Source organism: Muricaecibacterium torontonense, from assembly GCF_004793925.1.
Classification (GTDB): Bacteria; Actinomycetota; Coriobacteriia; order Coriobacteriales; family Atopobiaceae; genus Leptogranulimonas; species Leptogranulimonas caecicola.
In genome coordinates, this window is sequence record NZ_SRYE01000003.1 from 259,735 (window position 1) to 280,967 (window position 21,233).

Consider the following 21,233-nt stretch of genomic DNA (forward strand, 5'->3'; position numbering starts at 1 on the left):
ACTCTCGTCCGCTACCTCGAAGGGAAGGAAATCCACCATGAAGCCGCCCACCATGCGTCAGGTCACCCTGCAAGCGGGCCAGCAACTCACCAAAGCCCAACTCCACAGGTCTGGGGCGCTGCCGGCATCGGTCGTAGAGGCTGCCGAGAAGATTGTGGCCCAAGTGCGCGAAGACGGCGACGCTGCGGTGCGCCAATTCTGTCTCAAATTTGACGGCGCCTGCCCCAAGCAGTTTAGGGTTCCCCAGAGCGTCATCCAAGAGAGCCTGGACCTGGTAGACCCTGCCTTTTTAGAGGCGCTTCACAAGGCTCACCGCCAGCTCACCGAGTTCCACCAGCGCGAAGTGGTGCAGTCTTGGTTTTCCACCCGTCCTGACGGCACCTTGCTGGGAGTGAAGATCTCTCCTTTGGCTTCGGTGGGCGTCTATGTGCCCGGAGGCCGCGCCCAGTATCCTTCCACCGTGCTCATGAACGTAGTGCCCGCCAAGGTCGCCGGTGTCGACCGCGTGGTCATGGTAACCCCGCCTCAGCGTGATGGCTCGCTTTCGGCCTATACGCTGGCTGCCGCAGCGGTAGCCGGAGTCGACGAGGTCTATGCCGTAGGAGGCGCCCAGGCCATCGCTGCTTTGGCCTACGGCACCCAAGAGATCCCAGCGGTCTCCAAGATCACCGGCCCCGGCAACGCCTATGTAGCTGCAGCTAAACGCTGCGTGTCCGGCGATGTAGGCATTGATATGATCGCCGGTCCCTCTGAGGTGTGCGTGCTGGCAGATGAGAGCGCCAATCCAGCCATCGTGGCTGCAGACCTCATGGCCCAGGCCGAGCATGATCCTTTGGCTGCCTGCTACTTGGTGACCTGGTCTGCCTCCTTGGCGCAGCAAGTGCAACAGGCGCTGGACCTCTTGGTGTCTCAATCTCCCCGCGCTGAAGTGACTGCTGCCTCTTTGGCAGATCAAGGCCTCATCGTACTTACCGCCAACAAAGAAGATGCAGTGGCTGCCACCAATGCGGTGGCACCCGAGCACCTGGAGCTCCACTGCGCCGATGCCCTCCACCTCGTGGGATCCATCCGCAATGCGGGCGCCATCTTCGTGGGTCCCTGGAGCTCTGAGCCTTTGGGCGACTATGTGGCCGGTCCCAACCACACACTTCCCACCGGAGGCACCGCCGCCTTCTCCAACCCGCTTTCTGTGGATGATTTTGTCACGCGTTCTTCGGTCATCTGCTACAGCCCTGAAGGCATGCTGGCCGATGCCCAAGCCACCCAAACCTTGGCTCAAGGCGAGGGGTTGTGGGCCCATGCTCTCTCGGTAGGCATGCGGCGCCGTGAGCTAGAAGGTGCCGAGAAGGACGCGCCCTCCCTATCCCTGGATTCCATCTGCGCCAACGTCTTTACGGTAGCTTGGCCAGAGCCGCTTCAGGAGCCGGGGCGTCCCGCCCTGGATTTCGATCTGGATGCCACCCTTTAACCGTACATCACTTTCAAAGGAGAGGCTATGGCTCTATCGCCCTGGGTGCAGTCATTGGTAAGAAAAGAAGTGGCTTCGCTGGAACCCTACGATCCTGCCTTCACTCCCTGTGATGTCAATCTGTCTGCCAATGAGAATACCTGGCCGCACTCAGAGGTCTTTAGGCAGGATTTGGACTTGGCTTTGTCTCAGGTTCAGGTCCATCGTTATCCAGACCCTTTAGCCCATAATCTCAAAAACTCACTTGCTCAGTGGCTGGGAGTGGCTCCAGAAGCCGTCATTGTGGGAAACGGCGGCGACGAGCTGCTCTTCAATCTCTTCCTCGCCTTTGGAGGGCCCGGCAAAACGCTGGTCAACCTGCCGCCCACCTTCTCTGTCTATGAGCTTTACAGCCAGCTTTTGGGAACTCGGGTAGTAAACGTCTGGCGTGATCCAGAAACCTTTGCACCACTTTGGGATCAGACTCTAAAGGATGCTGCCTCTGCAGATATTGTAGTGGTGACCTCGCCCAATAATCCTACCGGAGACCTCGCTCCATTGGATAGGATTCGGGAGCTATGCGAATGCTGTCCCGGTGTGGTGATGGTAGACGAGGCTTACGGCGAATTTGCTTCTCCAGATAGCTCGGCGATGCCGCTGCTTGGACGCCACCCTCGACTCATGGTGCTCAAAACCCTCTCCAAAGCCTTTGGTCTTGCAGGCGCGCGTCTGGGATATGTAGCGGCTTCTCCTGAGATCATCGACGTCTTTGCAGCCGTCCGCCAGCCCTATTCGGTCAACAGCTTCTCCCAGGCGGCAGCACAAGTAGCTTTGAGCCATAAAGGCGAATTGTTGAAAACGGTGGCCTCTATCTGCCAAGAGCGGGCTTCTCTCGCCCAGCAATTGCGAGCCTTAGGCTGCGAAGTCTGGGACTCCGAGGCCAATTTCTTGATGGTGCGCCTGCGTCATGCGCACCAAATCCGACAGGCGCTCATCGACAGGTATTCCATTTTGGTGCGCGATTTCTCCCACAGCCCCGGACTGAGGGACTGCCTGCGCATCACCGTGGGCACCCCAGAGGAAAACCGGTCTGTGATCAAGGCGTTTCGCGAGCTTTTATCCCAAGGTACGTCCAGCTAAAACCATCTACTATGCCTAAAGACAAAGGAGGTTGTCCATGAGATGCGCCACGCTTTCCCGTGCCACCCAAGAGACCGCCATTACCATCAGCTTGAACCTTGACGGCGCCGGCCAGGTGGATGTGCATACCGGAGTGGGGTTCTTTGACCACATGCTCTCTGCCTTTGGACGTCATGGCCTCTTCGACCTTAAGGTCCAATGCGAAGGAGACCTTGAGGTAGACGCCCATCATACGGTAGAAGACGTGGGCATCGTGCTGGGGGATTGCTTTGCGGCTGCCCTGGGATCCAAGGAATCTGTCACCCGCTTTGCGCAAGCCATGGTCCCCATGGACGAGGCATTGGTGCTCTCTGTGGTGGACATCTCTGGTCGTGGCGAGCTTTTCTGGGAAGTGCCCATCCAAGTTCCTCAGGTAGGGAACTTCGACACCCAGCTGGGCCATGAGTTTTTCGCAGGCCTTGCCCGCAATGGCGGCATTACCTTGCACATGCGTGAGATTGCGGGCGAAAACGCCCATCATATCCTCGAAGCCTGTTTCAAGGCTGCAGGCCGGGCATTGCGTTTTGCCTGCGAACTCGATTCGCGAGTAAGCGGCATCCCCTCAACTAAAGGCAGTCTCTGATGACGATTCTTGTGGTCGACTATCACAAAGGTAATATCTCCTCTGTCGTGCGTGGCCTTGAGCGCGCCGGAGCCTTCGCCCATGCCACCGACGACCCGGCTGCCATCGCCAAAGCCTCTGCATTGGTCGTGCCCGGCGTGGGCGCCTTTGCTGATGCCATGGACTATATGACGAGCTCAGGACAGGCCGCAGCCATCGTCGAAGCACTGGAGGCGGGAGCTGCGTTTCTCGGTATTTGCCTAGGACTTCAGCTCTTGGTGGCAAAAGGCAACGAGAACGCCCAGCACGATCAATGGGTCGAAGGGTTAGGCGTGCTTCCAGGAAGCTGCACGCGCCTGGAATCCTCAAGGCTCAAAGTGCCCCATGTGGGTTGGGACACGTTAGACATCACGCCGCTGGGCCGCCATTGTCCGCTGCTTTCGGGCATCTCTGAGGGCACACATATGTATTTCACCCATTCTTATGCGCTTGCCTCAGACTTCCCTGCCCAACTTGTGGGCGCCTACACTCACTACGGGCGCAGTTTTGCCTCGGTGGTGTGGGATGGCGGCTCTGTCTTTGGCTGCCAGTTCCATCCTGAGAAAAGCTCCGGCGCAGGGCTTAAGGTGCTTCAAAACTTTGTAGCTCAGGCAGGGGAGGGGTGCTCATGATTCTCTTTCCTGCCATCGACCTCATTGGCGGCAAGGTGGTGCGCCTCAAGCAAGGGAAGCGCTCTGCTATGGATATCTATGGGGATGATCCCCTCGCTCAGGCACAGGCCTTCGCTCAGGCAGGGGCCGCCTGGGTCCATGTGGTGGATCTCTCCCGTGCCTTTGGAGAAGACGAAGAGTCGCTGGCTGCCAACCAGGCCGCCATCACAGCTATCTGCCAGTCTGGGTTGCTTCACGTGGATGCCGGTGGCGGCGTGCGCACCATGGCAGATGTCCAGCGGCTCGCGGGGGCGGGGGTTTCTCGGATAGCCCTTGGCACTCCACTGGTCAAGGATCCTGCCTTTGCAAAGGCAGCCGCTCGAGAATTTGGCGATCTTTTAGTGGCCGATGTGGCCGCAAAGGACGGCCAGGTCCATGTGAACGGCTGGCGCGAAGATGTGGACCTGTCGCTAAACCAATTGGTAGACGAGCTTTGCAGCTGGGGTTACAAGCATTTGGTCTACACCGATATCGCTCGTGACGGCTGCAGTTGCGGCATTGACGCAAGGGCCTACGAGATGCTCGCGTCAAGATGCGGCTTTCCGGTGGTGGCTTCGGGAGGCATTGCCTCTCTGGAAGACATCCAAGCGCTCTGTGCCATGGGCGACGAGGTCATTGAAGGCATTATCGTGGGCCGTGCGCTCTATGAGGGTCAGGTAGACCTTAAGGAAGCTCTCGAGCTGGTACAGCCTGCTACTCAAACGTTGGAGGCCGGATGTTAGCTAAACGTGTGATTCCTTGCCTTGACGTCAAGGCAGGACGCGTGGTCAAAGGGGTGAACTTTGTCTCACTGGTGGACGCCGGCGATCCGGTAGAGCTAGCTGGCGCCTATGACCTAGAAGGCGCCGACGAGGTAATCTTTTTGGACATCACTGCCACCAGCGACGAACGCGCCACCACTATCGACATGGCTTCTCGCGCAAGCGAGCAGCTGCGCATCCCCTATACGGTAGGCGGCGGCTTTCGCGACCTGGAGTCCATGCGTACCATGGTGGCCGTAGGCGCCGACAAGGTTTCTGTGAACTCGGCAGCAGTGAAGAACCCTGAGCTTATCTCTGTGGCCGCCCGGGCGTTTGGCAGCCAAGCGGTGGTTGTGGCCATCGATGCCAAGCAAACGGGTCCCAATAACTGGGAAGTCTATACGGCTGGCGGCCGTACTCCCACTGGCATAGATGCAGTCGCTTGGGCCCAGGAGGCCGCTCGCCGAGGCGCTGGCGAGATCCTTCTTACCTCCATGGACCGAGACGGCACCAAAAGCGGCTTCGATATCCCCCTCACCCGCGCCGTAGCTCGGGCAGTACCTATACCGGTCATCGCTTCGGGCGGCGTGGGAACGCTGGAACACTTCGCTGAGGGCATCCTCGACGGCGAAGCCGACGCCGTCCTTGCCGCCTCCGTCTTCCACTTTGGCACCTTCTCTATCCGCCAAGTCAAAGAGTACATGGCTTCCCAAGGCATCCCCGTGCGCCTCGATTTTTAATGCTTGCCGAGAAACCTACACCCCCACCGCAAGGAGTCTTCCTGTGACTAGTTATGCAGGCGAAACCTGTGAACCCACACCTCTTGAGGCCGTCACGCTCAAACTGGATGAGCATGGACTCATACCTGCAGTAGTGCAGCAATCGGATACCCATGAAGTGCTTATGGTGGCTTGGATGAGTGAGGAGTCGCTGAAGCTCACCTTAGAGACGGGCACAACCTGGTTTTGGTCCAGGTCGCGCCATGAGCTTTGGAACAAGGGCGCCACCAGCGGAAACATTCAAACCGTAAGATCTTTGCTCATAGATTGCGACAACGACACCTTGCTGGTGGAAGTGGATTCTCCGGGTCCCGCATGCCACACTGGGCATCGATCTTGTTTCTTCAGGGAGCTGGCTCCCGATGCCGCTATAGCTGCAGAAGAGGCCCCACAGCAAGGAGACGTCCAGAGGCCCTGAGGCATGGCCTTCTCGGCAGCAGAAGCAGCGCAGCATCGCATATGGCAAGAGGACATCGAAGTGTTTGGAGGAGCTCCATGGGAGAGCGCACATTGCATGTGGAAGCTGGCGATTTGGGCGCGACGCTGGAATCGCTCGCAGCCACTATCCACGGTCGATGGGGCCATGACCCACATGAGAGCTACACTGCGCTGCTGCTTACAAGTCCTGAAGACAAGCGGCTCAAAAAGGTAGCAGAAGAGGCTGTCGAGGTAGTCATGGCAGCCAAGGATCACGACCATGACCATGTGCGCTATGAGGCAGCCGATCTCATTTATCACTTGATGGTGGTGCTCGAGGCAGAGGGCGTGAATTTGAACGAGCTTGCAGGAGAGCTAAACGCCCGTATGGGCTAACCGGAACCTCCGGGTTACCCGTTTCAGTCGTGAGCCCTGCAGAGCTACAGAGCTATAGAGCTATAGAGCTACAGAGCTACAGAGCGCCAGCCTTCTGTGGAAGGCACTTCTTGGAATCGATAGCCTAGATCCCAGGCAACCCCGTGTGCCTCGGTGAGATCGGCGCCCACGTCTCGTGCTCTATGGGCATCGCTGCCAAACGTGACGGGCACTTGGGCATCAGAGAAATGCTTGAGCAGGGGAGTGTCTGGATAAAGGCGTTTCCCACCTTTACGCAAGAGCGCTGTGGAAACCTCGACGCGGCGATGAGTGTCATGGGCGCATTCGGCCATAGTCTTATAAAGTGGCTCCAAGTCTATGGAAGGTGCATAACCTTCATGCCAGAAGCGGGCAGGCAAGTCTGGGTGCGCCATGGTGTCAAAATCAGCAGTGCTTTCGCAAGCGGCACACCAAGCTTCTACGTAGCGCTGCCACACAGTGTCGGGGCCCTCATCTTCCCAAAACGAGAGGTCCTCAGGATCATCTATGGGGCGACCATCCACCCAGTGAACCGAGCCTAAGCGTATCTGCACTTCCTTGCTCCAACGCTCTATAAGCGGTTCGCAGCCTTCGTACCAATCGCATTCGGCACCCCAGAGCACAGGAATAGAAACACGGGCAGCAGCCTCCGTAATTTCCTGCCGCCAGAGGGGGAGGTCTTTCTCGGCAACGGAGCACTCAGCTCGAGGATCTAGCCACACAGGCAGAGTAAGGTGATCGGTGATGCATAGAAGATCGAGGCCCGCTTGTTCAGCGACTTCCACCATGGCTTGGGGGCTATCGGCGCCATCGGAAAAGTAGGTGTGCGAATGGGTGTCTACCAACATAGTGAATCCTTTTAAAAGCTTGCACACTGCCTTTGAACTACGAACGCTCAATGAGAGTTTAGCAATGCTCGGTGGCAAATAATCTTTTAGGCTACTTTTACTTGTACACTAAGAAGGGGTCAAGCTGCCGTTGGCGGAATAACGGGCACCGCTGGTGCACTACAGCTACCATTCAGCGAAATGAAATGAAATCAGGGTTGCCTAATATCTACGCAATGTTATAGGGATAAGATAATATTATGATATCCATAAAACTAGTTACGCATAGAGATACTTCGATACAGTAGAACTTACGGAATAGTGTCTAAAAATCCCTAAAATGCACCAATGTAAGGATTGGGAATAGACAACCGTTCACGGAATAGTTACAAAGCCCACTTGCATCGGATATGAAGAATATTTTGATGCCCCCTTTATCAAAACCAAACATGTCTAAATCCACAGGTAAGACGCCTATTTAGCCCCTATAGATATACCTTTTTCCGTCTGTCGAGCATCTCCTAGAGCTGGTGTACAACTCGCTGCCGTTTGCGGAGAATCATATCAGCTGCGAAGTGGATCTTTCAGTTAACCCTTAGGATTAAACGCAGTTGTAAGCGCGAGGAGAACCTCGCAACGGGCAGACAGGAGAATGCAATGTTTAAGAAGGGCATGACTCGTCGTACTTTCGTCGGCCTCTCCGGCGCCGCCGCTGCTGTGGCGGGCCTGGGTCTTGTAGGCTGCGGCGGCACTGACGACAGCTCCACCTCTACTGAGGGCGGCAGCGATCCCAACGCTACCCTCACTGCTGGTCTTGCGTACCAGAACCAGGGCAACCTGGATCCTCTGTCCACCTCCAGCGCCACTGGCATGGCCGCCAACTGGTGCGTGGCCGAGGGCTTCTTCGAGTTCGACTACGCCAAGATGGAGGCGTACAAGGCTTTGGCGGCAGAGGACGAGCTCACCAAGGTTTCTGACACCGAGTACACCGTAAAGCTGCGCAAGGACGCCAAGTTCTCCGACGGCACCGCGGTTACCCCCGACGACGTCATCAAGTCCTGGCAGCGTGCCGCTGGCAAGGACGAGGAGTACGCCGGCAACATCTACGTGCCCATGCTCTCCTTCATCGAGAACGTCGAGGCCGACGGCGAGGATGGCGTGAAGTTCACCCTTAACGTCGCCTTCGACCCCGAGATCATGAAGAAGCGCCTCTGCATCATCAAGGTGTGCCCCGCCTCTATGTCCAAGGACGATCTTACCAAGCTCCCCATTGGCACCGGTCCTTGGAAGTATGATTCCTCTGATCCTCAGTCCATCAAGCTCTCTGTGAACGAGAACTACAACGGCGATCGTCCCGCCTCCAACCCTGTCGAGTTCTCCGTCCTTGTGGACAACGATCCTCGTGTGACTGCCATGACCGAGGGCACCACCATGATTTGCGAGGCCGTCCCCGCCGATCAGATCGACAATTTCAAGAACCAGGGCATCACCGTCGACGAGGTCCAGGGCTTCAACCTTCCCTTCTTCATGTTCAACACCAAGAAGAAGCCCTTCGATGACTACCGCGTGCGCCAGGCCTTCTTCTATGCCGTTGACACCGAGAAGCTCATTGAGAACGCCCTCTCCGGCCTTGCCAAGCCTGCCACCTGCTATCTGCCTGAGAATTTCCCCGGCTACCACAAGGCTTCCACTGTCTACACCTACGACGTAGACAAGGCCAAGAGCCTGCTGGACGAGGCTGGCGCCGCAGGCACCTCCCTGACCCTCCAGACCACCGACACCGCTTGGATCAAGGACATCGCCGCCCAGATCCAGCAGGATCTCCAAGCCGCTGGCCTGAATGTCGAGCTCAACTCTCAGAAGAGCTCCGACCTCTACGCCAACCAGGCAACCCCCGATGCCTCCGGCGTATGCCCCTACGACGTAGTGCTCGCCTCCGGCGACCCCTCCGTCTTTGGCAACGACCCCGACCTGCTCATGAGCTGGTTCTACGGCGACGGCATCTGGACCCAGTCTCGTTACGGCTGGCAAGAGGATCCCAAGTGCCAGGAGCTTCAGGCCCTCATGGCCAAGGCCGTTACCCAGTCTGGCTCCGAGCAGCAGGATACCTGGAACCAGTGCTTCGACCTCATCGCCGAGCAGGTGCCCCTGTATCCTTTACTCCACCGTGTGACCCCCACTGGCGTCTGGGCAGACAAGATCGACGGCTTCCAGGCCATTGGCTGCACCGGTGTCGACCTCGTGGGCTGCAAGGCCAAGTAACTCTTTTCCCGTGAACCCAGCTTGCCGCTTTTGAAGCTGGCCGTGGAAAGAAGCGTGACCCCGTGGGCGCGGGGAGGCGTCTCTTCCATGCCTCCCCGCGCTCCTTCCTTGTCGATAGTATCCATCAATTACCGAATTAACAGAAAGGAGAGAACAGCGTGAATAACCTAATCAGGCTTATTGGACGCCGCCTTATCGCTCTGCCGATCATGGTTTTAGGTGTAACCTTCCTGGTGTTCTTCGTGATGTCCTTCTCTCCCGTTGACCCGGCCTATGGTGCGCTTGGCGAAGGCGCCACCCAGGAAGCCGTCCAACTTTACCGAGAAAAGCATGGTCTTGATCAACCGTGGATCGTACAGTACGGCGATTTTCTCGGCGGTATGTTTCAGGGCAATCTGGGCGAGTACGGTGTGAATGCCGCTTCAGTAGCTGAGCGTGTTTCTAAAGCGTTCCCTGTCACCATGCAGCTCACGTTCTTTGGCCTCATTATTGGTGTCGTCATCGCGTTCATCCTTGGTGTGGTAGCAGCAGTCTATAGAGACAAATGGCCAGACCAGGTCATTCGTATCTTCTCCATCGCATGCATTGCCACGCCCTCCTTCTGGCTCGCAGTACTTTTGATCCTGGTGTTCTCTATCAATCTCAAGCTGCTGCCTGCATCTGGCGCTCTTCCCCCGCTGTTTACCGGTGGCTGGTGGGCTCGCATGCTTCTGCCCGCTCTGGCACTTTCAGTGCCTCTGGCGGGTCAGCTCACCCGTGTGATCCGTACTTCTATGGCTGAGGAACTGGATCGCGACTATGTGCGCACCGCTATTGGCGCAGGCGTTCCCCGCGGCACCGTTATTGTGAAGAACGTGCTGCGCAATGCCATGATCACCCCGGTTACTGTCCTGGGCCTGCGCATTGGCTACCTCATGGGCGGCGCTGTGGTAATTGAGGTCATCTTCAACCTCCCCGGCATGGGTATGGCTATTCTCGACGGTGTTTCCTCGAACTTCCCCACACTGGTACAAGGCGTCACCCTGGTGGTTGCATTGGCCTTCATAGTGATCAACATCGTGGTAGACATGCTCTACATCCTTATCAACCCTCGAATCAGGAGCGTGTAGCATGGCAGAGACCGTACAGCGCCGCTCTGGCATAGCTCGTCGCTGGGCTGCTATGAGCATTGGCTCCAGGATCTCCATTGTCGTGCTCATCCTGGTTGCTTTCATCGCCTTGTTCGCAAACTTCCTGGCACCTCACGATCCCTTTGAGATCTTTAAGGCTCGCCAGGCTCCTAACGGCGAGTTCCTTTTTGGTACTGACGAGAAGGGTCGTGACATCCTCTCTCGTATGATGTTTGGTGCCCGTTACTCGTTGGCCATCGGCTTTGGTGCTACCACATTGGCTTTTGTGGCTGGTTGCATCATTGGTTCTGTGGCCGCCGTGAGTCGCAAGTGGATCTCTGAGGTCATCATGCGAATCATGGACATCATCATGGCTTTCCCTGGCATCGCTTTGGCTGCCGTGTTCGTGTCCGTCTTCGGTAATTCCGTTCCCTCCATCGTTTTGGCCATCGGCTTCATCTACATCCCCCAGGTAACGCGTATTGTGCGTGCAAACGTGGTTGCCGAGTATGGCGAGGACTATGTGCGTGCGGTAGTGGTCTCCGGCGCCAAAGCCCCTTGGATCCTGCTCAAGCACGTCATGCGTAATTGCATCGCCCCCATCTTGGTCTACGTCATCGTGCTGGTAGCCGACGCCATCATCCTGGAGGCTTCGCTGTCCTTCATCTCCGCCGGCATTCAAGAGCCCACCCCCACTTGGGGCAACATCCTCTCTGACGCTCGCTCTGGCGTGTTGGCCGGCCGTTGGTGGCAGGCGCTCTTCCCCGGCTTGGCAATCATGATCACGGTCCTTTGCCTGAACATCTTCTCCGAAGGCATCACCGATGCCATGGTGGCCGCCCCCAATGCCCCCATCGAGGACGATGGCAAGCATGCCCGCAAGCAGGACCGCTTGCTGTTTGACCCTGTCCGTGCTTATGAGGAGCAGAAGGCTTCCTTGGACGCCTCGCTCAGCGCACTGGCTAAGGTAGAGGCCAAGCGTCACGACCGCCATGAGCCCGATAACTCTGTGGCGCCCATCCTTGAGGTAAAGAACCTCTGCATCAAGTTCCCTCGCCACGGTGACGTGAACGTGGTTGACCACGTGAACTACGCCGTACGCCCTGGCCAAACCATGGGCCTGGTAGGCGAGTCCGGCTGCGGCAAGTCCATCACCGCCCTCACCATCATGGGCCTTATTGACTCGCGCGCCCAGATCTCCGGTGAGATTCTTTACCAGGGCAAGAACCTGCTTGAAATGTCCGATCAGCAACGCAATGACCTTCGTGGCCATGAAATTGCCATGATCTATCAGGACGCCCTCTCAGCCCTGAACCCCTCCATGCTCATCAAGAATCAGATGAAGCAGCTCACTGATCGCGGCGGCACCCGTTCTGCCGAGGAACTCCTGGAACTTGTAGGCCTGGATCCTGCCCGTACCCTTGAGAGCTATCCGCACGAGCTCTCCGGTGGCCAGCGCCAGCGTGTCCTCATCGCAATGGCGCTCACCCGCGATCCCAAGGTGATCATTGCCGACGAGCCCACCACCGCTCTTGACGTGACGGTACAAAAGCAAGTCATCAAGCTTCTGAACGACCTTCAAGCCAAGCTCGGCTTCGCCATGATTTTCGTCTCTCACGACCTCGCGCTGGTGGCTGAAGTGGCCAACTACATCACCGTCATGTATGCCGGTCAGGTGGTAGAGCAGGCTCCCACCATCGAGCTGCTCATGCACCCCACTCACGAGTACACCCGCGGCCTTCTGGGCGCCGTGCTCTCCATCGAAGGTGGCGCCGGCCGCCTGCACCAGGTACCCGGCACAGTTCCCAGCCCCAAAGACTTCAACGACGGCGATCGCTTCGCTCCTCGTTCGAGTCATCCCACAGTGGGCCTCAACGTGCACCCTGTCCTCAAGAAGATCCCCGGCACCGAGCACTATGTCGCCGAGCTGCCTGATGAGGAGCTCGCCAAGAACGGACTCACTACTCGTGTCGTCGCCTATAGCGAGACCGAGACTGTAGTAACCACTGCTGAGCCTGCCAAGAAGGGAGATGCCTAACCCATGAGCGACACCACGACTCAAACTCCCACCGCGGTAAACGACGGGACTATCGACGGCGTCCAGCCCATCATCTTCCTTGACGACGTGAAGGTGACTTTCAAGACTCGTACCGGCTCCCTGCTCCACCCCAACCTGGTGCATGCGGTGAAGGGTGTTACCATGCGCGTCATGCCTGGTAAAACTTTAGGCATCGTAGGCGAGTCCGGCTGCGGCAAGTCCACCACCGCCAACGTGATGTGCGGCCTTCAGCCCCCCACTTCCGGCAAGGTCTTCTTCAAGGGCAAAGACGTCACCAAGCGTACGGCTGCCGATCGCAAGCACATCGGTTCGGTGCTGTCCGTGGTCTTTCAAGACCCAGCCACCGCGCTCAACGCCCGCATGTCTGTGCACGACCAGCTTCTGGATCCCATGTTGGTGCACAAGGTGGGCGACCCCGACTCCCGCGAGGATCGAATCCGCGAGCTCATTGGTCTTGTCGGCCTTCCTTCTTCTGCTTTGGATGCCCTGCCCGGACAGCTCTCCGGCGGTCAACGCCAGCGTGTGGCCATTGCCCGCGCGCTGTCCATCGGCCCTGACTGCATCATCGCCGACGAGCCCACCTCGGCCCTCGACGTGTCGGTGCGTGCCCAGATCTTGAATCTGCTTACCGACCTCAAGCACGAGCTGGGTTTGGCTATGGTCTTCATTAGCCATGACATCCAAACTGTGCGCTACATCTCTGATGAGATCTGCGTCATGAATGGCGGCACCGTGGTAGAGCATGGCAATGCCAAGCAGATCTTCGAGGATCCCAAGGATCCCTATACCAAGCTTCTATTGGGAGCAGCTCCTTCGCTGCTCCACCCCAAGATCTAGGAGTTAGGCTAAGATCTCGGTTTCCTAAGGCCTGGGGCCTCACCAGGCTCCAGGCCTTGTTATTCGCATTTGCGCCCATAAGTGGCGCGCCAGACATGAAGGGAGCTCGTTATATGAGCTCGGATTTCAAGATCTCCGGTGTTGTTCCTCCCGTAGTCGTCCCCATGGCAGAGGACGGCTCCATTGACCGCGAGGCCTATGAGAAGCACCTCAACCGCATGATCGATGCCGGTATTGACGGCCTTTTCTTCCTGGGCTCCTCTGGCGAGGTAGCCTTCTCTACCGACGAGCGTCGCCGTGAGATCATCGAGATCGGCATGGAGATCAACCAGGGGCGCCTGCCGGTTCTCGCTGGCTGCATCGATATGCAGACCAACCGTGTAATCGAACACGCACGTGCTATGGAGCAGCTGGGTGTTGACGCCATCGTCGCCACCGCGCCTTTCTATGCCATTCCCGGCCCCGGCGTGATTGCCAATCACTTTCGCGCCATTCATGAGGCGGTAGACCTCCCGCTCTTTGCCTACGACATCCCTGTATGCGTCAATACCAAGCTGGGTTGGCAAGAGCTGGCTATGCTTGGCGCCGAGGGTACGCTGGCCGGTGTTAAGGATTCTTCGGGTGATGACGTGTCATTCCGTTTCTTGGTCCGCGAAAACGACCGCAACGGCCACCCCATGAGCCTGCTTACTGGCCATGAGGTAGTGGTTGACGGCGCATATCTGGCTGGTGCCGATGGTTCTGTGCCCGGCCTCGCCAATATCGATCCTGTCTCCTATGTCAAGATGTGGAAGGCCTATCAGGCTGGTGACTGGGCACAGGTCAAGGCCATTCAGGACTACCTGGCAGACCTTATGCTCATCACCCAGGTCACTGTTGGCGTTGGTGGCTATGGCGCAGGTGTTGGCGCCTTTAAGACCGCTCTTAAAGAAATGGGCATCTTTAACACCAACCGCATGCCTTCCCCTGTGGATGCTCTCGAGGGCGAGAATGTCGAGGCAATTCACTCTGTGCTGGTAGATGCCGGTTTGATCTAGCAATCAATGGCAAGGGGAGAGGTGGCAAAACTCCGCCCCTCTCCCTTTGTCGTACGTATAGGAAGAGGGAGGTCCCATGGACCCTACCCGTGTAGTTGCGGTAGACATTGGCGGCACTAAAATCGCTACGGGCATCGTCACCTTTGATGGTGATTCCTTCCCTGAAGTTTCCTCTGTAGAAAAGATTCCCACCGATCCCTTACGCGGCGGTACGAGTGTGCTCCATGATGTGATCCGCTCTATCAAAGCAGCCATTGAACGTGCCGAAGGACCTGTTGCAGGCGTTGGCATCTCTACCGGTGGTGTGGTGAATCCCAAAACCGGCGATATCACCTATGCCAACGAGATGATGCCAGGTTGGTCTGGCACCAAATTAGGGTCTGAAGTCGCTTCTGCCACGGGCCTTTCTTGTCGTGTGCTCAACGACGTGCATGCCCATGCGCTGGGCGAAGCTCGGTGGGGCGGCGGCAAAGGCATGTCTTCTGTATTAGTGGTGGCCATTGGCACTGGAATCTCCGGCGCCATTGTCGACAACGGGAAACTGCGCCTTGGCGTTCACGATATGGCCGGCAATATTGGCCATATGGCCTGTGAGGAAGCCGCAGGCATCCCTTGTACCTGTGGAGCCACTGGCCATCTAGAGTCCATTGCCGCAGGTCCGGCTATTGTCGAAGAATATATACGTCTCTCCGGCAATGACAAAGACGCCCAGGGCAACCCTATTGGCGGCGCTACCATATCTCAGATGGCTGAGTCTGGAGATCAGGCTGCTATTGCTGCCGAGGAAAGAAGCGGCCTTGGCTTGGGCGGCGTACTTGCTTCCGCGGCAAATTTGATCGACCCGGAAGCCATTATTCTCTCTGGCTCTGTGGTCGAATGCGGTCCTGTATGGCATAACGCACTTGCCCGTGGCTACGCATCGCGTGTGATGGAGCCTGTGCGCGATCTTCCTATCGAGCGCGGAGCTCTTGGTAATGATGCGCCCCTCTTAGGAGCCGCAGAACACTTCATTGATGACGGCTACGAGAAGTAAGTCCTTTGTGACATCTCGCTTCTCTTTTGCCTGCCGAGGACTTCGTTAATCCTCCTGTCTTATCGGAGTCCTCGGTCTCTTTGGTTGACATTTCGCTCTCAGCCTCATATTCACAAGCTCTGGTATGAGAGCAGCAGATGTCTCTTGCTATCTTTCGCCCCTACTGCAACTCGCGTGTAACGCGAGGGGATGGAGCTCCCCATGTCAGTTCATCCACTGGTGCAATCGCTAAAAGGCACCCTTATCGTTTCCGTCCAGGCCTATCCCGGTGAGCCTCTCCGTCATCCTGAGACTATGGCCCAAATTTCTCGTGCATGTGAGCTAGGAGGCGCCTCCGCTATTCGCTGCCAAGGCCTCTCAGACATCTCTGCCATCAAGGGCCGCGTAGAGATTCCCGTCATCGGTCTTTGGAAGGAAGGCCACGAAGGCGTCTACATCACCCCTACGTTGCGCCATGCGCGGGCATGCTCTATGGCAGGTGCTGACATAGTTGCTCTTGACGCAACGGACAGGCCTCGACCTGATGGCCTCACATTCGAAGAGACTGTAACCGCTCTCAAAAAAGACGGCGTGCTGCTCATGGCCGACTGCTCTTCCATTGAAGACATTCGTCGGGGCTTCGCTGCTGGATGCGATATCTGCTCCACGACGCTCTCTCATGCCGGTGCAGCCATTGACCAGGCGGCCACTCAGGGTCCCAACCTTGGGCTTCTTCGCCAAGCCTCTGAAGAATTCCCTGGCAAACCAGTGATTTGCGAGGGCAGCGTTCATTGCCCCCAAGATGCCAAAGACGCCATCGACGCAGGTGCCTGGGCAGTAGTCGTTGGCACCGCTATCACGCACCCTACCTCTCTTACCAGCTGGTTCTGTGACGCAGTGCGATAGTTGCGGTGCCAGTTAAGCCTATTGATAAGACCTGCTTGAATAATACGATTTTCATCCATCCAGTGAATGGCCTCATCCCATAGACGAATGAGGCCATTTTCATTACCAGACACACCTTAAAGATTCACATTTTGGAGAACTTGACCCCCAGAAGCTTACGCTTGGAATCTTTAGGTGCTGAAGTGGTTCCACAAAAAGGAATAGCCCCGTCCTCCTCTGAGAAATAGCGCACCTGAAGACCTTCTACATGAAGGCCCTCTTCTCCTATAGGGAGATCTTTGATATAAGAGGTCGGTATAAAACGATCGAGAAGAGCCTCTGCCCAATCCCTGCGAAGCCTGCGACTTGCTCCATGCAAGTCGCAAAGAGTGGTATAGACATCGATCTCTTCGTCTGAAGGTTCATAGCCGTAGAGCTTAAAGTAGCTATCTCGCGCCCAATTCTCAAAAAGCGATCGCAAGAGGGGAGGCATAAAGCATATTTTGCTAAAGCTGGAGATAGAATAAGTTACAGCTCCCATAGATGGCTCCATCCTCCAGGCAAGTCTAGAAGATAAGTGATAAACCGCATCCCATCTCTATGATAATCATCGATATGTTCTTGGCTGAGAAGAATCTTAAACTTAAATCCTCTCTAAATAAAAATTCATAAATCAAATTATGACCCTCCAAATGAGTATGAGGGTTTCAAATCAACTTTCCTCTGTCTCTTCAGGAGAGGCAGGCAGCGATTCTCTCTTGCCAACAGGTGCATTCAGCATCTTCGAGGCCAAAGGAGCATTTCCACGATAGATTGGTGGAATCCAAGTCCAGGCCGTATCTGTTCGAGGGTCCAGCTCGGGAAGATAAGCCCATAGCCTCTGTGGCATAAACTGCTGTCGAAGATCATAGCCTCGCTGCATTTTTGTCCTATGAGGCAATGTCACCGCATCATAAAAGCCTTTCCAGAGTGCACGGACATAGGGTTCGTCTTGAGCCAATAATGCGGTTTGAGAGGCTAGTAGCTCTGCCTCAAGGGGATCAAGCTTCATGATTCCCAAATGATGGTCTCCATAGAGAGCAGCAGATCCATGAACTGGATCCAATAGGCAGAATCTCTCTTCACCCATCCTTCGCTTGAAATAGCCTGCGGCCAGAGGCACCACGTCTGCCTTTGGCCGGAATTGGGCAAAAAACGAACCATCTGCTAGCCGTGAGAACCTCACAAACTGACGAAGATGTTCTGCCTCTGAAGAGGTGCTTGTGGCCAACGCCTCTGCCTCGGCGATCAGAGGGTCTGCCCCATGGGTTCCAATCTTTTTTCCAAAAGTAAAGCCACATCGCACATAACGATGCAAGATTTCTGGCATAGAAGGATTTTGTACCTGGGCTGCTATATAGGTCACCATGGTCTTTGGATCGCGCACATATTGTGGCATCCCTTTGGCTCCAAAAGTGGCCCTGATGAATCCTTCAAACACGTACGTCGCCAAAGTCGCATCACAAGGCGCAGAGAGATAGACCTCATCCAGTCTAGCTTGTCCGGTTGTAGGGACGATAAGGCGAGCGCATTCCTCAGGAACACGGGCTAGATAGAGCGCTCCCACTGCTGTAAGCATCCCTTCTGCAGAAGGGATGCAGCCTAGACAAAGACGCTGCCCTTGAATAGCGAGCTTTTGAAGTGAGCCCACAAATTTGCAGGTTTCCGACTCGAGGGTATTCAGGATCTCAGAAGAGCGAGAGCTGGCCTTGGAGGTTTCGTTGAGTGCGGTTATAGGAAGAGGCAGCGGCATCTTGAATCACCAACTCTCTTATTTGTTCTGGATGAGCAGGGCTTTGTGGATCGCGTTGCCCGCCACAGGTGAGAAAATGGCACGCCCTGCGCAAGGTGAGTTTGAGCCTATTCAAATCATCAAAGGTAAGCTGATGGCTTTTACGAGCGCGCAATATCTTCCTAACGCCGACAGGCCCTATGCCCGGAACTCTCAGAAGGTCGCCTTTTGAGGCAGTATTCACCTCTATGGGGAACTGCTCCATGTGGGTCAGTGCCCAAGCCAACTTTGGATCGACTTCCAAATCCAAAAAAGGTGCTTCTGGGCTCACCAGCTCGTCAGCATCAAAGCCATAAAAACGCATGAGCCAATCTGCTTGGTATAGCCGGTGCTCTCTACGAAGGGGAACCGGAGTTTCTGGATGGGGGAGGCGCGAATCCTCGATTACCGGCATATAGGCCGAGAAAAACACTCTTTTCAACCCGTATGTTTTATAGAGGGAGCTTGAGAGCTTCAATATGTGATTGTCGTCTTCCGGAGAGGCCCCCACGATTAATTGCGTCGCCTGCCCTGCGGGAGCAAAGGCAGACGAAGCACTCGTACTTCTAAACAACTGCGGTCTTTGCCCAGTTCTTTCAGGGAGCTGATGGTGGCTGTTCTCGGCTGGAAGAGGAGGCTTTACGGTAGACAGGTAAGATCCTGCACCGCTGTTGCCTTTCCCTCCCGCGCCCAATAGTTTTTCTTGCTGAAGAGTGTCATGGATCTGGCGCATGGGTTTGAGGATATCCGCCCCCTGCTTTTGAGGGCAGAGCGTATGAAGAGAGGCGGAGCTGGGAAGCTCGATGTTGACAGAGATCCTGTCTGCCAATCTTCCCAAGCGGTCAATGAGCTCCGGAGCCACCCCGGGGATTGCCTTTGCGTGTATGTATCCGTTAAATCGGTAATCTTCTCTTAGTAGACGGAGCGTTTCTATCATGCGCTCACAGGTGGCATTTGGCTCACCAAGCACTCCTGAGCTTAAAAAAAGACCCTCTATATAGTTGCGTTTGTAAAAATCTATGGTGAGCGCCGCTAATTCTTTTGGCTCGAAAGTGGCTCGCAGACCTCCTGCACTGCGCCTATTGACGCAATAGGCGCAGTCATAGGTGCATGCATTAGACATGAGGACTTTTAGCAGTGTAATGCAGCGACCATCAGGGGTGAAACTGTGGCAACATCCGCTGCTGCTCGCCATGCCTAGCATGCCTTTTCGAGGGGCCCTATCCACACCTGAAGAGGTGCAGGCTGCATCATACTTGGCGGCATCTGCCAGTATTGAGAGCTTAGACAGGGTATCCATAGGTCTCTTCCCATTGAATGCGAACGTCCGTTCTACTATACCAGATGAAGAACGGGTGTTCGCTTACAATTTGAAGGACTTGCTCTCGAGTGCCCTAAGTTAGAAAGGCCCAAAAATGGGCTCATGGACCAGGCAGAGATCCTCGCCATTGGCAAAATCTTTCAGGACTGAGCAAAACGCCAGCTCATCACCAGTGCGAAATACCAAAGTGAGCTGCACTTCATCAGTAAAGAGGGATCCTTCTATCTTGCCATGGGCGTCCTCGGCCATCCTGCGCACTTTGTCATAGGCGCTGTAAGGGATGCATGTCACTACCTTGGTAATAGATCGCATGTCCACAAGATCGCCGTCTGTTTGAGCTGCTTCTACAGCAAGTTTTGCTGCTCCGGAATAAGCTCTGATAAGTCCTCCTGGCCCCAGCAGTGTACCGCCAAAATAGCGGGTGACAATGCAGCACACATCGCGCAATCCGGCGCCTTCCAGCACTTCTAATACAGGCATCCCTGCGGTTCGCTGGGGCTCCCCGTCATCGCTGGCGCGCTTTTCTCCAGACGCTAGAATCCATGCGCATACATGATGACGGGCATCATAGTGCTCTTTTCTTACTTCCTCTAAAAATGATGAGGCATCTTGCTCGGAAGAGATGGCTTTAAGTTGGGCGATAAAGCGGCTCTTCCTATCTACCAACTCGGCGGTAGCACAGCTGGCGGGGGCTATTGTGGTGTAACTATCCATAAAGGTCCTCTTTATCCATAAAGGTCCTCTTCGTGAGAATGAATTCCATGGAAGTCCTGAGGCATATCCAGGGTCAATGCTATACTTCATTGCGCGAAGTGGGCCAGATGATCGCGGGGTTATTCCCTGAGGAAAGTCCGGGCTCCCTAGGGCAGGATGCCGGCTAACGGCCGGGCGGAGCAATCCGACGGAAAGTGCCGCAGAAAAGAAGACTCCCGCTGCCTCTTTTGAGGTGAGAGAAAAGCTGAAACGGTGGTGTAAGAGACCACCAGCATCCCGGCAACGGGGTGGCTGGGTAAACCCCATCTGGAGCAAGAGCAAATAGGTGCGCTATGGGCTGGCCCGGCTCGCGCACGGGTTGCTCGCGAGAGAAGGATCGTGGCAACACGGCCTCGAGATAAATGATCATCCTCGACAGAACCCGGCTTATAGGCCCGCTTCGCATCTTTGGCGATTTGCTTTCTAGCAGTTAAACCCCATAAGCTTGGAGACCTCGCATTTAAGAGGCTCTATTGCGCCATTGAATTGAAATGCGTGCCAACCTGCTGCTCGAGCGCCTTGGCAATTGAGTTCCAGGTCGTCTACAAACAGACAGTCATCAGCATCCACGTCAAATCGTTGGCAAAAACGGGTGAATATACGAGGATCCGGCTTCATAAGAAGCTCCTCAGCAGAGATCAAAATCCCATCGGTGCAAGAACTTAAGGGAATCCTTGGTTCAAGCTCTTCTCTAAAGCGATTGCTCACGTTTGAGAGGATGTAGACGCCAAAGCCTGCCTCATGCAGTTGGCGACCAAGCTCATTGGTCTCGGAGATGACTGCTTGCATCTCAGGATAGGTGCGCCAAGCAACCTCACAGGCCCTATGAAGGCGCTCTGGCAGCTTAGAGAGGGCAGACTCGAGCACCCATTGATCAGAGAGGGTGCCCGAGTCCCCCAAGGACCAGGCATGATTCATAAAGAGGGCTTCAAAGATCAGGTCCGCATCCTCTTGCGAGTCGCTCACCTGAGATGCATAGGAGAAGGGATTCCAATCCAAAAGCACACCACCCATATCAAATACGATATTATGCACGCTCATAGAAACCCTTTCCCCCATTAGTGTTTTGTGCA

21 protein-coding genes and 1 other RNA gene are annotated in these 21,233 nt (G+C 55.9%); 16 read left to right on the forward strand and 6 right to left on the reverse strand.

Going from position 1 to position 21,233, the window contains the following annotated elements; genetic code table 11:
- Window positions 1-52 precede the first annotated feature (52 nt).
- From hisD to hisE, 8 genes are all read left to right on the forward strand, one after another.
- On the forward strand, window positions 53-1,468 hold the full coding sequence (gene hisD, locus E5334_RS06270; RefSeq protein WP_275438964.1) for a histidinol dehydrogenase: 1,416 nt from the start codon (window positions 53-55) through the stop codon (window positions 1,466-1,468).
- Between the two features lie 27 nt (window positions 1,469-1,495).
- A complete protein-coding gene (hisC, locus tag E5334_RS06275; protein WP_136012720.1) occupies window positions 1,496-2,587 on the forward strand; it encodes a histidinol-phosphate transaminase in 1,092 nt (363 codons plus the stop codon).
- A gap of 37 nt (window positions 2,588-2,624) precedes the next feature.
- Window positions 2,625-3,209 carry an imidazoleglycerol-phosphate dehydratase HisB gene (hisB, locus tag E5334_RS06280; protein ID WP_136012721.1) on the forward strand — a complete coding sequence of 195 codons (585 nt, stop codon included), beginning with the start codon at window positions 2,625-2,627 and terminating at the stop codon, window positions 3,207-3,209.
- On the forward strand, window positions 3,209-3,859 hold the full coding sequence (gene hisH, locus E5334_RS06285) for an imidazole glycerol phosphate synthase subunit HisH (RefSeq protein ID WP_136012722.1): 651 nt from the start codon (window positions 3,209-3,211) through the stop codon (window positions 3,857-3,859). The genes hisB and hisH overlap by 1 nt, the downstream gene beginning before the upstream one ends.
- Window positions 3,856-4,620, forward strand: a complete 765-nt coding sequence (locus E5334_RS06290; protein ID WP_136012723.1) for a 1-(5-phosphoribosyl)-5-[(5-phosphoribosylamino)methylideneamino]imidazole-4-carboxamide isomerase — start codon at window positions 3,856-3,858, stop codon at window positions 4,618-4,620. Before hisH ends, E5334_RS06290 begins: the two co-directional genes overlap by 4 nt.
- Window positions 4,614-5,378 (forward strand): imidazole glycerol phosphate synthase subunit HisF, encoded by a 765-nt coding sequence (gene hisF / locus E5334_RS06295; protein ID WP_136012724.1) that lies wholly within the window; start codon window positions 4,614-4,616, stop codon window positions 5,376-5,378. The genes E5334_RS06290 and hisF overlap by 7 nt, the downstream gene beginning before the upstream one ends.
- A gap of 43 nt (window positions 5,379-5,421) precedes the next feature.
- A complete protein-coding gene (gene hisI / locus E5334_RS06300) occupies window positions 5,422-5,835 on the forward strand; it encodes a phosphoribosyl-AMP cyclohydrolase (protein WP_136012725.1) in 414 nt (137 codons plus the stop codon).
- 77 nt (window positions 5,836-5,912) lie between these two features.
- Window positions 5,913-6,230, forward strand: coding sequence for a phosphoribosyl-ATP diphosphatase (hisE, locus tag E5334_RS06305; protein WP_136012726.1), 318 nt, complete (start codon window positions 5,913-5,915; stop codon window positions 6,228-6,230).
- Between the two features lie 68 nt (window positions 6,231-6,298).
- Here hisE and E5334_RS06310 read toward each other — a convergent pair whose 3' ends face one another.
- A complete protein-coding gene (locus tag E5334_RS06310) occupies window positions 6,299-7,096 on the reverse strand; it encodes a PHP domain-containing protein (RefSeq protein ID WP_136012727.1) in 798 nt (265 codons plus the stop codon).
- Between the two features lie 636 nt (window positions 7,097-7,732).
- Here E5334_RS06310 and E5334_RS06315 point away from each other — a divergent pair.
- The 7 genes from E5334_RS06315 to E5334_RS06345 all read left to right on the forward strand — a co-directional run bounded on the left by E5334_RS06315 (window position 7,733) and on the right by E5334_RS06345 (window position 16,297).
- Window positions 7,733-9,337 carry an ABC transporter substrate-binding protein gene (locus tag E5334_RS06315; RefSeq protein WP_136012728.1) on the forward strand — a complete coding sequence of 535 codons (1,605 nt, stop codon included), beginning with the start codon at window positions 7,733-7,735 and terminating at the stop codon, window positions 9,335-9,337.
- Window positions 9,338-9,495: 158 nt separating this feature from the next.
- The gene (locus E5334_RS06320) at window positions 9,496-10,446 is read left to right on the forward strand and encodes an ABC transporter permease (RefSeq protein WP_136012729.1); all 951 of its coding nucleotides are present in this window, start codon (window positions 9,496-9,498) and stop codon (window positions 10,444-10,446) included.
- 1 nt (window position 10,447) lies between these two features.
- The gene (locus tag E5334_RS06325; protein ID WP_136012730.1) at window positions 10,448-12,484 is read left to right on the forward strand and encodes a dipeptide/oligopeptide/nickel ABC transporter permease/ATP-binding protein; all 2,037 of its coding nucleotides are present in this window, start codon (window positions 10,448-10,450) and stop codon (window positions 12,482-12,484) included.
- 3 nt (window positions 12,485-12,487) lie between these two features.
- A complete protein-coding gene (locus E5334_RS06330; RefSeq protein WP_136012731.1) occupies window positions 12,488-13,342 on the forward strand; it encodes an ABC transporter ATP-binding protein in 855 nt (284 codons plus the stop codon).
- A 113-nt stretch (window positions 13,343-13,455) separates the two neighbouring features.
- Complete coding sequence (locus E5334_RS06335; protein WP_136012732.1) at window positions 13,456-14,379, forward strand: dihydrodipicolinate synthase family protein; 924 nt, start codon at window positions 13,456-13,458, stop codon at window positions 14,377-14,379.
- A 76-nt stretch (window positions 14,380-14,455) separates the two neighbouring features.
- Window positions 14,456-15,412, forward strand: a complete 957-nt coding sequence (locus E5334_RS06340) for an ROK family protein (RefSeq protein ID WP_136012733.1) — start codon at window positions 14,456-14,458, stop codon at window positions 15,410-15,412.
- A 201-nt stretch (window positions 15,413-15,613) separates the two neighbouring features.
- Entirely contained in the window at window positions 15,614-16,297 is a 684-nt protein-coding gene (locus E5334_RS06345) for an N-acetylmannosamine-6-phosphate 2-epimerase (protein ID WP_136012734.1), read from the forward strand.
- Between the two features lie 124 nt (window positions 16,298-16,421).
- Here the strand turns inward: E5334_RS06345 and E5334_RS06350 are convergent, their stop codons facing one another.
- From E5334_RS06350 to E5334_RS06365, 4 genes are all read right to left on the reverse strand, one after another.
- The gene (locus E5334_RS06350; RefSeq protein WP_136012735.1) at window positions 16,422-16,817 is read right to left on the reverse strand and encodes a hypothetical protein; all 396 of its coding nucleotides are present in this window, start codon (window positions 16,815-16,817) and stop codon (window positions 16,422-16,424) included.
- 171 nt (window positions 16,818-16,988) lie between these two features.
- Complete coding sequence (locus tag E5334_RS06355) at window positions 16,989-18,068, reverse strand: TIGR03915 family putative DNA repair protein (protein ID WP_136012736.1); 1,080 nt, start codon at window positions 18,066-18,068, stop codon at window positions 16,989-16,991.
- Window positions 18,004-19,386 carry a putative DNA modification/repair radical SAM protein gene (locus tag E5334_RS06360; protein WP_136012737.1) on the reverse strand — a complete coding sequence of 461 codons (1,383 nt, stop codon included), beginning with the start codon at window positions 19,384-19,386 and terminating at the stop codon, window positions 18,004-18,006. The genes E5334_RS06355 and E5334_RS06360 overlap by 65 nt, the downstream gene beginning before the upstream one ends.
- Window positions 19,387-19,485: 99 nt before the next feature.
- Entirely contained in the window at window positions 19,486-20,121 is a 636-nt protein-coding gene (locus E5334_RS06365) for an IMPACT family protein (RefSeq protein ID WP_167604326.1), read from the reverse strand.
- 95 nt (window positions 20,122-20,216) lie between these two features.
- Here E5334_RS06365 and rnpB point away from each other — a divergent pair.
- Window positions 20,217-20,566: RNase P RNA component class A (gene rnpB, locus E5334_RS06370), an RNA gene on the forward strand.
- A gap of 17 nt (window positions 20,567-20,583) precedes the next feature.
- Here rnpB and E5334_RS06375 read toward each other — a convergent pair.
- A complete protein-coding gene (locus E5334_RS06375) occupies window positions 20,584-21,201 on the reverse strand; it encodes an HAD family hydrolase (protein ID WP_167604327.1) in 618 nt (205 codons plus the stop codon).
- Window positions 21,202-21,233 lie beyond the last annotated feature (32 nt).